Origin of the sequence: Variovorax sp. PBL-H6 (genome assembly GCF_901827155.1) — a bacterium.
In the GTDB taxonomy this organism is placed as follows: Bacteria; Pseudomonadota; Gammaproteobacteria; order Burkholderiales; family Burkholderiaceae_C; genus Variovorax.
The window spans coordinates 1242043-1255331 of record NZ_LR594659.1 but is presented as its reverse complement, the minus strand read 5'-3'; the positions used below and the strand labels follow the sequence as shown (position 1 = coordinate 1255331).

Here is a 13289-nt window from a genome sequence, read left to right as displayed (position 1 = left end):
CATGAATGCACCGGTATCGCACCTGCTCCTGGAGACCGTCGAAATCGACAGCACAGACGATCCGCAGTGGTATCGCGATGCCGTCATCTACCAGCTCAACGTCAAGGCCTTCTTCGATTCGAACGACGATGGCTACGGCGACTTCAAGGGCGTGACCGCCAAGCTCGACTACGTGAAGGACCTGGGCGTCAACACCATCTGGCTGATGCCCTTCTACCCCTCGCCGCTGCGCGATGACGGCTACGACATCGCGGAGTATGAAGACGTGCACCCGCACTACGGGAGCCTGGCCGACTTCAAGATCATGCTGGAGGAGGCGCACAAGCGCGGCCTGCGGGTCATCACCGAGCTGGTCATCAACCACACCTCGATCGACCACCCGTGGTTCCAGGCCGCACGCCGGGCGCCGCCGGGCTCGCCCGAGCGAGAGTTCTACGTGTGGAGCGACACCGACCAGCTCTACCAGGGCACGCGCATCATCTTCACCGACACCGAGACCTCCAACTGGGCCTGGGACCCGGTGGCCAAGGCCTACTACTGGCATCGCTTCTTCAGCCACCAGCCCGACCTCAACTTCAGCAACCCCAAGGTGCTGGAGGCCGTGTTCAAGACCATGCGCTTCTGGCTCGACATGGGGGTGGACGGCTTCCGGCTCGACGCCATTCCCTACCTGTGCGAGCGCGACGGCACCAGCAACGAGAACCTGCCCGAGACCCACGTGGTGATCAAGCAGCTGCGCGCCGCCATCGATGCACAGTACAAGAACCGCTTCCTGCTGGCCGAGGCCAACATGTGGCCCGAGGACGTGCGCGAGTACTTCGGCGACGGCGACGAATGCCACATGGCGTACCACTTTCCTTTGATGCCGCGCATGTACATGGCGATCGCGCAGGAGGACCGCCACCCGATCGTCGAGATCATCCAGCAGACGCCCGAGATCCCGGAGGGCTGCCAGTGGGCCATCTTCCTGCGCAACCACGACGAGCTCACGCTCGAGATGGTGACCAGCAAGGAGCGGGACTACATGTACCTCATGTATGCGGCCGACCTGCGCGCCCGCATCAACGTCGGCATCCGGCGCCGCCTCGCGCCGCTGATGGAAAACGACATGGACCGCGTGAAGCTGATGAACGCGATGCTGCTGTCGATGCCGGGCTCGCCCATCATCTACTACGGCGACGAGATCGGCATGGGCGACAACGTCTTCGTCGGCGACCGCAACGGCGTGCGCACGCCGATGCAATGGAGCCCCGACCGCAACGCAGGCTTCTCGCGGGCCGACCCGCAGCGCCTGTACCTCCAGCCGATCATGGACGCGATGTACGGCTACGAGGCGCTCAACGTCGAGGCGCAGGCGCGCGACGCCAGCTCGCTGCTGAACTGGACCCGCCGCATGCTCTCGGTGCGCAAGACCAGCCGGGCCTTCGGCCGCGGCAAACGGGTGTTCCTGCGGCCCGGCAACCGCAAGATCCTCGCCTATCTCAGCGAACACGAGGACGACACCATCCTGACCGTCTTCAACCTCTCGCGTGCGGCGCAGCCGGTGGAGCTGGACCTCTCGGCCCACAAGGGCAGCATTCCGGTCGAGATGCTGGGGCGCACCTCGTTCCCGCCGATCGGGGAGCTGCCGTACCTGCTCACCCTGCCCTCGTACGGCTTCTACTGGTTCCGGCTCGCGCAGGACGCCGAGATGCCCAGCTGGCACCAGGAAGGCGTGGGCCTGCAGGACCGGCCGACGCTGGTGCTGTTCGACGGATGGACCAGCTTCTTCCGCGACCGCGTGATGCCGTGGCGCATCGGCATGGCCGAGCGCATGCTCACGCAGTTCGAGACCGACACCCTTCCACGCTTCATCGAGATCCAGCGCTGGTACGCCTCCAAGGGCGCGGCGGTCGCGCGCGCCCGGCTCGTGGATCACGCGGTGTGGGACAGCGACGGCTACAGCTGGATGCTGCCCCTCGTTTCGCTCGACGGCCCCTCCGAGGCGTCGACCTATTTCGTGCCGCTGGCGCTGGCCTGGGAGGAGCAGGACGAAGACCGCCTCAATCGCCTGACCCAGGCGGGCGTCGCCAAGGTGCGGCAGCAGGCGAACGTCGGCGTGATGGCCGATGCCTTCTTCGACGAGACCTTCTGCCGCGCGATGGTGCGCGCCGTGCGCGACGGCATGGAAGTGCCGGCAGCCAGGGGTCGGCTGCGCTTCACGCCCACCGATGCGTTCAGCCGGGTCGAGGCCGACCTCGACGCGCTGGCCGTCGGCCGCCCTGGCGCGCAGAGCAGCAACACGGTCGTGACCTTCAACGAGACCCTCTTCCTCAAGGCCTATCGGCGCGTGCGCGAGGGCGTGAACCCCGAGGTCGAGCTGGGTCGCTTCCTCACCAGCGTCGCCCGCTACCCGCATTGCGTGCCGGTGCTGGGCGCGCTCGAATATGTCGGCGACGATGGCCGCACCGCGACCTTGGCGATGGTGCAGCGCTACGTCCGCAACCAGGGGGACGGCTGGGTGTACACGCTGGGCTACGTGGAGCGCTTCCTCGAAGAGCTGCGCACCGCGCCCGAGACGCTCGCCGACGTCGCTCCGGCGCAGGCCCACGGCGGCTTCGCGGCGCTGATGGAGGTGCTCGGCCGCCGCACCGCGGAACTGCACCTTGCACTGGCGCGCCGCACCGGCGATCCGGCCTTCGACCCCGAACCCCTCGCGGCCGAGGACATCCAGGCCATGCGCGAGCATGCGAGCGCCGACGTCGCGACCACGATGACACTGCTGCGCGAGCGCCTGCCGCAACTGCCCGGCGCCGCGCAGGAGGACGCCCAGGCGCTGCTCGCGCAGGAAAGCCGGCTCGCGGCGCGCGCCTCCGCGGCGATCGGCGACGGGCACGGCCTGAAGACGCGCTACCACGGCGACTATCACCTCGGACAGGTCCTGGTGAGCGACAACGACTTCGTCATCATCGATTTCGAGGGCGAGCCCACCCGCACCTTCGAGGAGCGCCGGGCCAAGGGCTCGGCATTGCGCGACGTGGCCGGCATGCTGCGCTCCTTGAACTACGCGCGCTGGTCGGCGCTCAAGCGCGTGGCGCAGAACACCGACGAGCTGCAGCGCCTGGGCACGCCCGTGCGCCAATGGGAGACCACCAGCCGCCAGGCCTTCCTCTCCGCCTACCTCGAGGCAATGGAAGAAGCCGAGCCCGCAATGCCGGTCGACCTGCAACTGCTGGACCTGTTCGAACTCGAAAAGGCGCTGTACGAACTGCGCTACGAACTGAACAATCGCACCGACTGGGTCCAGGTCCCGCTGCAAGGCCTCCTTGCGCTGGCGGGTCGCGACGCCGCATCCTGACGAACGCCCGCCGCCAACGCCCCCACGGGAGACAAGCATCATGGAAAGCTTCGGAATCCACCTGGAGCCCTTGCGGGCCATCCTGTTTCAGATCGGCGCCTTTCTGCCGCGGCTGCTCTTCGCGCTGGTGGTGGTGGTCGCCGGCTGGCTGCTCGCCAAAGTGGCGCGCTTCACGGTGGTGAAGGCACTGCATGCCGTCAACTTCAACGTGCTCACCGAGCGGGCCGGCCTCGACGGCTTCCTGCGCCAGGGCGGCATGCGAGGGGACACCACGGGCGTGTTCGGCGTACTGGTGTACTGGCTGGTGATCCTGGCCGCGCTGCTGATCGCCTTCAACGGCATGGGTCTCACCTACATCAGCGACCTGATCGGCAAGGTGATGTGGTTCGTGCCCAATGTCTTCGTCTCGCTGCTGGTGCTGGCCTTCGGCTCCTACTTCGCGCGCTTCGTCGGCGACACGGTGACCTCCTACGGCCGCAACAGCAAGCTGCAGGACGCCGTCTTCCTCGGCAAGCTGGCGCAGTACGCGATCATGGTCTTCGTGGTGCTGATCGCGCTCGACCAGATCAAGGTCGGCGGCGACATCGTGCGCGAGAGCTTCCTCGTCATCCTCGCCGGCGTGGTGTTCGCGCTGGCCCTGGCCTTCGGGCTCGGCGGCAAGGACTGGGCGGCCGAGCGCATCGAGCAATGGTGGCCGCGCGAGCACAAGGACAGGGACAAGGACCTCATCGACCGGCTCGAGGAGCGCAAGTTTCGCCGATGAAAACCAACGACCTGATCACCGCAGTCTGGCCCGGCCGCCCCTATCCGCGCGGCGCACACTGGGATGGCGAAGGCGTCAACTTCTCGCTCTTCTCGCAGCATGCGACGAAGGTGGAGCTGTGCATCTTCGACGACAAGGGACGTCATGAGCGCCACCGCATCACGATGCCCGAGCGCACCGACGACATCTGGCATTGCTATCTGCCCGAGGCGCGGCCGGGCATGGCCTACGGCTTTCGCGTGCATGGCCCGTACAAGCCCGAGGAGGGGCATCGCTTCAACCCCAACAAGCTGCTCATCGACCCCTATGCCAAGGACCTCGTCGGCCAGCTGCGCTGGAGCGACGCGCTGTACGGCTACACGGTGGGCAGCAAGCGCCAGGACCTGTCCTTCGACCGCCGCGACAGCGCGCCGCTCATGCCGAAGGGCCGGGTGCTCGAGCCGGCCTTCACCTGGGGAGACGATCGCCCGCCGCGAATTGCGTGGCAGGACATGGTGATCTACGAGATGCACGTGCGGGGCTTCACGATGACGCATCCCGACGTGCCGCCGCAGCTGCGCGGCACCTACGCCGGGCTGTGTTCCGCGCCGGTGGTCGACTACCTCTGGCGCCTGGGCGTCACCACCGTCGAGCTGCTGCCGGTGCATGCCTTCCTGAACGACCGCCACCTCGCCGAGAAGGGGATGCAGAACTACTGGGGCTACAACACCCTGTGCTACTTCGCGCCCGAGATGCGCTACAGCGCTTCGCAGAAGGTCAAGGAATTCAAGACCATGGTGAAGACGCTGCACACCGCCGGCATCGAGGTGATCCTCGACGTGGTCTACAACCACAGCTGCGAAGGCAACCAGATGGGGCCGACGCTGTCGATGCGCGGCGTCGACAACGCGTCCTACTACATCACCAACGGCGAGAACCGCCGCTTCTACGACGACTTCACCGGCTGCGGCAACACCGTCAATCTCGAGCATCCGCGCGCGCTGCAATTGGTCATGGATTCCCTGCGCTACTGGGTCGAGGAGATGCATGTCGATGGCTTCCGCTTCGACCTCGCCTCGGCACTCGCGCGCGAGTCGGGCAAGGTGGAGAACCTGGGCGGCTTCTTCGATGCCATCCGGCAGGACCCCACGCTGAACCGCGTGAAGCTGATTGCCGAGCCCTGGGACCTGGGCCACGGCGGCTACCGCGTGGGCAACTTTCCCTATGGATGGGCCGAGTGGAACGACCGCTACCGCGACGGCGTGCGCGCCTACTGGAAAGGCGACGGCGGCAAGCTCGGCGACTTCGCGCAGCGCCTGACCGGCTCGCAGGACCTCTACGGATGGTCCGGAAGGCATCCCAACTCCAGCATCAACTTCGTCACCGCGCACGACGGCTTCACGCTGCACGACCTCGTCTCCTACAACGACAAGCACAACCAGGCCAACGGGGAGGACAACCGCGATGGCAGCAGCCACAACCTGTCGTGGAACTGCGGCGTGGAGGGCCCGACCTCCGAGCCCGCCGTGCTCGCGCTGCGCGCGCGCCAGATGCGCAACCTGCTGGCCACGCTGCTGCTGTCGCAAGGCGTGCCGATGCTGCTGGCCGGCGACGAGCGCGGCCACACGCAGAACGGCAACAACAACGCCTACTGCCAGGACAACGAAAGAACCTGGCTGGACTGGAGTCCCGACGAGGAGCGCGAGGCGCTGACGACCTTTGTCCGGCGCGTCATCGCCTTGCGCCGGATGCACCCTTCCTTTCGCCGCCGCGGCTTCTTCACGGGCCAACCGCCCCCGGGCAGCAAGGTCAACGATGTCTGCTGGCTGCGCCCCGACGGCGGCGAGATGACCCCCGAGGATTGGAACGACGGCGAGGCCCGTGCGCTGGCCATGCTCGTGTCCGGCCTCGGCATCACCGACTCCGGACCGCGAGGCGAGGCCGTGCGCGACGACGATTTCCTGCTGCTCTTCAGTGCCCACCACGAGGACCTCGAATTCGTCCTGCCCGAGGCGGGCGAGCCCTGGTACCTGCTGGTCGACACGGCGACCGGCGCCCTGCCTCCCGAGGAAGGCCAGACGGGCGCCAACTTGTCGCAGCCCTGGGCAAAGCCCGGTTATCGACTGCAGAGCCGCTCTTTCGTACTCATGACCCGCACGGCGCGCGTGAGCGCCGAAGCAGCGGCGGAACCTTCGACATGAATCACTCTCACCCCATGCCCTTCGGCACCACCCTGCTGGACGGCGGGGGGGTGCGCTTCGCCCTGTGGGCACCCGCCGCCGACCAGGTGGCGCTGGAGCTCGGCGAGCCACCGTCCTCGCACCCGATGCTGCGCGATGGCGACGGCTGGCACCGGCTCGACCTGCCCGAGGCACGGCCCGGCGACGCTTACCGCTTCCGGCTGCCTGACGGCCTGCGCGTGCCCGACCCGGCCTCGCGCTTCAATCCCGACGACGTGCACGGTGCGAGCCGCGTGATCGATCCGAACGCCTATGCCTGGCAGCACGGTCAGTGGCGCGGCCGGCCCTGGGAGGAAGCCGTCATCTACGAGCTGCATGTCGGCACCTTCACGCCCGAGGGCACCTTCGCCGCGGCGCAGGCGCGGCTGCCCGCGCTGGCGCAGCTGGGTATCACCGCCATCGAACTCATGCCGCTGGCGGATTTTCCTGGACAGCGCAACTGGGGCTACGACGGCGTGCTGCAGTTCGCACCCGATGCGAGCTACGGCGCACCCGAGGACCTGAAGGCGCTGGTCGACGCCGCCCATGGCCTCGGGCTGATGGTGCTGATCGACGTGGTCTACAACCACTTCGGACCCGAGGGCAACTACCTGCACGCCTACTGCCCGCAGTTCTTCAACCCGAAGCACCAGACGCCCTGGGGCGCGGCCATCAACTACGACGGCGAGGAGGCGCGCACGGTGCGCGACTTCTTCATCCACAACGCGCTCTACTGGGTCGAGGAGTTCCGATTCGACGGCCTGCGCATGGATGCGGTTCATGCGATCCGCGACGACTCGGCGCTGCACATCGTGCAGGAGGTCTGCCAGGCGCTGCGCAGCGGTCCCGGACGGGAGCGGCACGTGCACGTGGTGCTGGAGAACGATGCCAACCAGGCCTCCTTCCTCGCGCGCGATTCGCTCGGGCAGCCGCCTGGCGCCACCGCCCAGTGGAACGATGACCTGCACCATGCGGCCCACGTGCTGGTGAGCGGCGAGACCGACGGCTACTACGCCGACTACGCCGACAAGCCCGTGGCGCAATTCGGCCGCGCGCTGGCGCAGGGCTTCGTGTACCAGGGACAGCCCTCGGCCTTCCGAGGCGGCGAGCGGCGCGGCGAGGACGCGAGCCGGCTGCCGCTGGCCGCCTTCGTCTCCTACCTGCAGACGCACGACCAGGTCGGCAACCGCGCGTTCGGCGAACGCATCCAGGCGATCGGCGACATCGCCCTGGTGCGCGCCGCGTGGACCTGCCTCGTGTTCTCGCCCCACGTGCCGATGCTGTTCATGGGCGAGGAGTTCGAGGCCTCCACGCCCTTCCAGTATTTCTGCGACTTCGGGCCCGAGCTGGCGGACGCGGTCTCGAAGGGCCGGCGTGACGAGTTCGGCGGCTTCGCGGCTTTCGCCGACGAGGCGGCGCGCGCGCGCATTCCCGATCCCAATGCCGAGTCCACCTTTCTCGCGTCCAAGCTGCGCTGGGAGGAGTGCGACGACCCCTTGCACGAGGCCTGGCGCGTCCAGCTGAGCGAGATGCTGGCGCTGCGGCAGCAACGGCTCGTACCGCTGCTCGCGGGCCAGTGCGGTCCGGGACGCTTCCAGGCCGACGACGGCCTGCTGCGCGTCGCGTGGACGCTGGCGGACACGACACGCGGCGAGGACGGGCCGCGCCTGCACGTCGCGGCACACTTCGGCGATGCGCCGGTCGATGGCATCGCGCCGCCGCCGGGCGAGATCCTCTATGCCAATGCCATCGAGCGCAGCGGCGATGGCACCCTGCGCCTGGCGCGCGGCGCCGTTGTCGTGACGCTGCAGGAGCCCGGCCTTGGCTGAAGCGGAACATCACGGCGCTTCGGAAGCGATCGCGCGCCTCTGCGCCCACTTCGGCATCGCACTCGACTACCACGACATCTGGGGCGCGCACCGGCCGGTGCCGCGCGAGACCCTGCTCGCACTGCTGTCCGAGTTCGGCGTGCGGCTGCACGACGACGCGCAGGCCGACGCACTGCTGGAGGCGGAGCGCCGTGCAAGCTGGTCGCATGGCTTGCCGCCGGTGCGGGTGATACGAGCGTCCAGCGCCGACTGGATGCTGCCCCTGCGCATGCCCGCCTCGATGGCGCTGCTGCGCTGGCAGCTGTGGGACGAGGACGGTGCGCAGCATCAGGGCGAGATCGATGCGGCGGCACTGCCCGAAACGGCCTCCATCGAACTCGACGGCACGCGCTGGTGCGAGCGCCAGGTACCGTTCGCCCACGGCCTGACGATGGGCTACCACCGGCTGCGCATCGAAGGGCTGGAGGGCGAGACCCTCATCGTCAGCGCGCCGGAGCGCTGCTGGCGCCCGGCGGCGCTGCGCGACGGCGGCCGGGTGTGGGGTCCGGCGCTGCAGCTCTACGCGCTGCGCTCGCGGCGCAACTGGGGGATCGGCGACTTCACCGATCTTGCCCAGCTCATCACCCAGATGGCGCCCCGGGGTGCCGACATCGTCGGCCTCAACCCGCTGCATGCGCTGTTTCCGCACAACCCGGCGCATGCAAGCCCGTACAGCCCATCCTCGCGGCGCTGGCTCAACGTGCTCTACATCGACGTCGAAGCCACGCCGGACTTTGCCGACTGCGAAACCGCGCGCAGGCTGGTGGGGTCGCTCGAATTCCAGACGCGGCTGGCCGCGCTGCGCGAGCTGCCGCTGGTGAACCATGCCGGCGTCGCGCAGGCAAAGTTCGAAGTGCTGGAGCTGCTGTTCACGCACTTTCGAACGCGTCACCTGTCGAAGGATGGCTGCGACGCGCTGGACGACACAGGCGTTTCGTTCCTGGAGTTCGTCGCCAATCGCGGCGAATCGCTGCGGCGGCATGCCTTGTTCGAGGCGCTGCAGGCGCACTTCCACGCGGCCGATCCGGCCGTGTGGGGCTGGCCGCTCTGGCCCGGGGACTACAGGGACCCCGGGAGCCCCGCCGTTGCCGCCTTCGCACGCGAGCATGCCGAGCGCGTGCAGTTCCACCAGTACCTGCAGTGGCTGGCCGACGCCCAGCTGGCGCGTGCCAACGCGCACTGCAAGGCGCTCGGCCTCGGCATCGGCCTGTACCTCGACCTCGCGGTGTCGAGCGACCGCGGCGGCTCCGACGTCTGGAGCGAGGGTGCGCTGTTCGCCGCCGAGGCGAGCGTGGGCGCGCCGCCCGATGAATTCAACCCCAGCGGCCAGGGCTGGGGACTGCCGCCGCTGCGGCCCGATCGCCTGCGGGCGGAAGGCTACCGGTTCTTCATCGATACCTTGCGCGCCAACATGCGAGACGCCGGCGCCCTGCGCATCGACCACGTCATGGGGCTGATGCGGCTGTTCTGGATTCCCGGAGGCCGCACCGCGCGCGATGGCGGGTACGTGCATTACCCGCTCGACGAGATGCTGGCCATCGTCGCGCTCGAAAGCCAGCGCCACCGCTGCCTGGTGATCGGCGAGGACCTCGGCACCGTCGCGCCCGAGATGCGCGAGGCGCTCGCGCGCTTCGACATCCTGTCGTATCGGCTGCTGTTCTTCGAACGCGAGTCCGATGGCGCCTTCAAGCCGGCGGCGGCCTACCCCGCGCAGGCACTGGCTGCCGTGGCCACCCACGATCTCCACACGCTCGCGGGCTGGTGGAGCGGCGAGGACCTTCGGCTGCGCTTGCGCCTCGGGCTGATCGCCGACGAGGCGCAGCTCGAGCAGCAGTTGCTCGATCGCGCCCGCCAGCGCGTGCAGCTGCTGCTTGCGGTGCGGCATGCCGGCCACCTGAGCGCCGACGATGTCGCGCAGGCCAGCACCGAGTCGCGCCTGTCGCCGCGCATGGTCGAGGCGGTGCATGCCTTCCTCGCCGAGGCGCCCGCCTTGCTCATGATGGTCCAGCTCGAGGACGTGCTCGGCGTCGTCGAGCAGGCCAACATGCCCGGCACGACGCACGAGCAGCCCAACTGGCAACGCAAGCTGCCGGCCGATCTGCAGACCTTGGCCGCCAGTGCGGAGATGGATTCGCTCGCGCGCACGCTGGCCCGGCTGCGTCCCCACGCGCGCGTGGCAGACGCGGCGCAGCGCAGCGCGATGCAGGCGCGCATCCCGCGCGCCACCTACCGGCTCCAGTTCCACAAGGGCTTCCGCTTCGACGACGCGATCCGCGTGCTGCCTTATCTCGCCCGCCTGGGCATCAGCCATGTGTACTGCTCGCCGATCCAGCGCGCAAGGGCGGGCAGCATGCACGGCTACGACGTGGTCGCGCACGACCAGGTCAACCCCGAGCTCGGCGGGCGCGAAGGCTTCCGTCGCTTCGTCGCCGCGCTGCGCGTGCACGACATGGGGCAGTTGCTGGACCTGGTGCCAAACCACATGGGCGTGATGGGCGCCGACAACGCGTGGTGGATGGACGTGCTGGAGAACGGCCCCGCCTCGCTCTATGCCCAGCACTTCGACATCGACTGGCATCCGCTCAATCCCGAGCTTGCGGGCAAGGTACTGGTCCCGGTGCTGGGCGACCACTACGGCGACGTGCTGATGAGCGGCGACCTGGTGCTGCGTTTCGACGAAGGCAGCGGGAGCCTCGCGGTGTATTACTTCGAGCACCGCTTTCCGCTGGCGCCCGACAGCTATCCGCGGGTGCTCGGCGGCGCGGCGATGCAGCTCGAGGAGGCAGCGCTCGCGGCTCAGCTGGCCGGCATTTCCTCGGCCTTCGGGCGCCTGCTCGGGCGCGAGGCGAGCGACGACCCGGCGCGTGCCGAGCAGGCCCGCGACAAGGAGCTGCTCAAGACCCAGTTGGCGCAACTGCCGGCTCGCCAGCCGGCCGTTGCGCGCGCCATCACCGCGCGCGTGGCCGAGCTCAACTTGCCGAGTGCACGGGACGAGCTGCACGCGCTGATCGAGGTACAGGCGTGGCGGCTCGCCTACTGGCGCGTGGCCGCGGACGATATCAACTACCGGCGCTTCTTCGACATCAACTCGCTCGCAGGGCTGCGCATGGAGCGCGAGGGGGTGTTCGAAGCCACGCAGTCCCTCGCGCTCGACCTCGCCGCCTCGGGACAGGTCGATGGGCTGCGCATCGACCATCCGGATGGCCTCTACGACCCGACCCGCTATTTCCGGCAGTTGCAGGAAGGCTATGCGCAGCGCGCCGGCCTGGTGCTGGCCGAGCGCGACGACGACGGCCGGCCGGCGCGGCCGCTCTACGTCGTGGCCGAGAAGATCAAGGCCGAGGACGAGGAAGTGCCCGGGGAGTGGCATGTGCACGGCACCACCGGCTATCGCTTCGCCAACGTGGCGAATGGCGTGCTCATCGACACCGCCGCGGCAGAGAAGTTCGAGAAGACCTGGCGCAACTTCACCGGCGTGCGAGACAGCTTCCTGAGCCTGGCGCGCGCCGGCAAGCGCGACATCATGCGCACCGCGCTTGCCTCGGAGCTGACGGTGCTGTCCACCGAGCTGCTGCGCATCGCGCGCGCCGACCGGCGTACGCGCGACTACACCTTCAATGCGCTTCAGCGCGCGCTGGGCGAGATCGCGGCCTGCCTGCCGGTCTACCGCACGTACATCATCGAGGCACCCTCGGCGCAGGACGAACGCTTCATCACCTGGGCTACCCGCGAGGCGCGGCGCGGCAGCCGGGAAGCGGACGTCTCGATCTACGATTTCGTGCAACAGACCCTGCTCGGACGCGCCGTGCCCGATGCCGACGAGGCCCTGCAACGGCGCGTGCTTCACCTGTCGATCCGCTTCCAGCAGTTCAGCGCGCCGGTCACGGCAAAGGGCGTGGAGGACACTGCCTTCTACCGCTACTTCCCCCTGAGTGCGCTCAACGAGGTGGGCGGCGAGCCGGCGCGCTTCGGGATGACGGTGGAGCAGTTCCACGAGGCAAGCGCCGATCGCGCGCGGCACTGGCCGCACACCATGCTGGCCAGCTCCACGCACGACAACAAGCGCTCCGAGGACGTGCGCTGCCGCATCGACGTGCTGTCGGAAATGCCGGGGACCTGGCGCCTGGCGCTGCGGCGCTGGCGCGCGATGACGCGCGGAATCCGCGGCAGGCTGGAAGCCGGTGGCGCGCTGTCCAGCGCCCCCTCCTCCACCGACGAATACCTGCTCTACCAGACCTTGCTGGGCACGCTGCCCGCCGAGGGCCTCGACGACAGCACCCGCGAGCCCTACACCGAGCGCATCGTGGGCTACATGCAGAAGGCGGCGCGCGAGGCCAAGCTCCACACCCGATGGACGAACCCCGACGAAGCCTACGAGCAGGCGCTGGAAGCCTTCGTGCGCGCGGTGCTGAGTCGCGAGGCCGACCCGCGCTTCGTCGACGACCTGCAGACGCTGGCCCGCACGCTGGCCTGGTTCGGGGCGCTCAACAGCCTCTCGCTGACGCTGCTGAAATTCGGTTCGCCCGGCGTGCCGGACGTGTACCAGGGCAACGAGCTGATGGACCTGAGCCTGGTCGATCCGGACAACCGGAGGCCGGTGGACTACGCACTGCGCATGCGCCGCCTGGACGAACTCGAGGCAATGACCCGCACCGGCGATCTTCCGGCCCGCGTCGCCGCGCTGGTGCCTGCCGCGGCCCGCGATGGACGCGCCAAGCTCTGGGTTGGCTGGCGCATGCTGTCGCTGCGCCGCGAGCAGCCTGCGCTGTTCCGCGAAGGCGACTATCGAGGACTACCGGCCGAAGGCGCGAAAGCCGCGCACGTGGTGGCCTTCATGCGCCGGCACGAGGACCAGGTGCTGGTGTTGATTGCGGCGCGCCTGTTCAGCTCGCTTGCCGGCATCGGCCAGCCGCCGCTCGGCGAAGTGTGGGAGGACACAACGGTGCGCCTGCCGGAGGTGCCCGAGGGCACGCGCTTCGAGAACGTGCTGACGGGCGAGACCTTCGTGCTGCAGGACGGCGCGATCCGCATCTCGGCTGCCTTCGCCCATTTCCCCGGCGCGGCCTTGTGGGCGAAGCCTTGACGGCATAGCCGCGTCATCGGCTTGTACACCCGGCGCCTTC

5 protein-coding genes are annotated in these 13289 nt (G+C 68.7%); all 5 read left to right on the top strand.

The annotated features are described in order from the left end of the window. The first annotated feature begins 1 nt into the window (after nt 1). Genes treS through G3W89_RS05945 form a run of 5 tightly spaced genes read left to right on the top strand, consistent with a single transcriptional unit; the run spans nt 2 to nt 13249 of the window. The gene (gene treS, locus G3W89_RS05965) at nt 2-3337 is read left to right on the top strand and encodes a maltose alpha-D-glucosyltransferase (RefSeq protein WP_162573223.1); all 3336 of its coding nucleotides are present in this window, start codon (nt 2-4) and stop codon (nt 3335-3337) included. Nucleotides 3338-3377: 40 nt separating this feature from the next. Beyond that, on the top strand, nt 3378-4100 hold the full coding sequence (locus G3W89_RS05960) for a mechanosensitive ion channel family protein (protein ID WP_162573222.1): 723 nt from the start codon (nt 3378-3380) through the stop codon (nt 4098-4100). After that, nucleotides 4097-6280, top strand: a complete 2184-nt coding sequence (gene glgX, locus G3W89_RS05955) for a glycogen debranching protein GlgX (RefSeq protein WP_162573221.1) — start codon at nt 4097-4099, stop codon at nt 6278-6280. The genes G3W89_RS05960 and glgX overlap by 4 nt, the downstream gene beginning before the upstream one ends. Next, a complete protein-coding gene (gene treZ, locus G3W89_RS05950) occupies nt 6277-8127 on the top strand; it encodes a malto-oligosyltrehalose trehalohydrolase (RefSeq protein WP_162573220.1) in 1851 nt (616 codons plus the stop codon). The genes glgX and treZ overlap by 4 nt, the downstream gene beginning before the upstream one ends. Beyond that, complete coding sequence (locus G3W89_RS05945) at nt 8120-13249, top strand: malto-oligosyltrehalose synthase (protein ID WP_174258235.1); 5130 nt, start codon at nt 8120-8122, stop codon at nt 13247-13249. Before treZ ends, G3W89_RS05945 begins: the two co-directional genes overlap by 8 nt. The last annotated feature ends 40 nt before the right edge of the window (nt 13250-13289 follow it).

What these genes read in the sequence shown, in the direction of transcription:
- G3W89_RS05960 (WP_162573222.1), top strand. Translation starts at nt 3,378, where the DNA reads ATGGAAAGCTTCGGAATCCACCTGGAGCCCTTGCGGGCCATCCTGTTT.
- treZ (WP_162573220.1), top strand. Translation starts at nt 6,277, where the DNA reads ATGAATCACTCTCACCCCATGCCCTTCGGCACCACCCTGCTGGACGGC.
- glgX (WP_162573221.1), top strand. Translation starts at nt 4,097, where the DNA reads ATGAAAACCAACGACCTGATCACCGCAGTCTGGCCCGGCCGCCCCTAT.
- treS (WP_162573223.1), top strand. Translation starts at nt 2, where the DNA reads ATGAATGCACCGGTATCGCACCTGCTCCTGGAGACCGTCGAAATCGAC.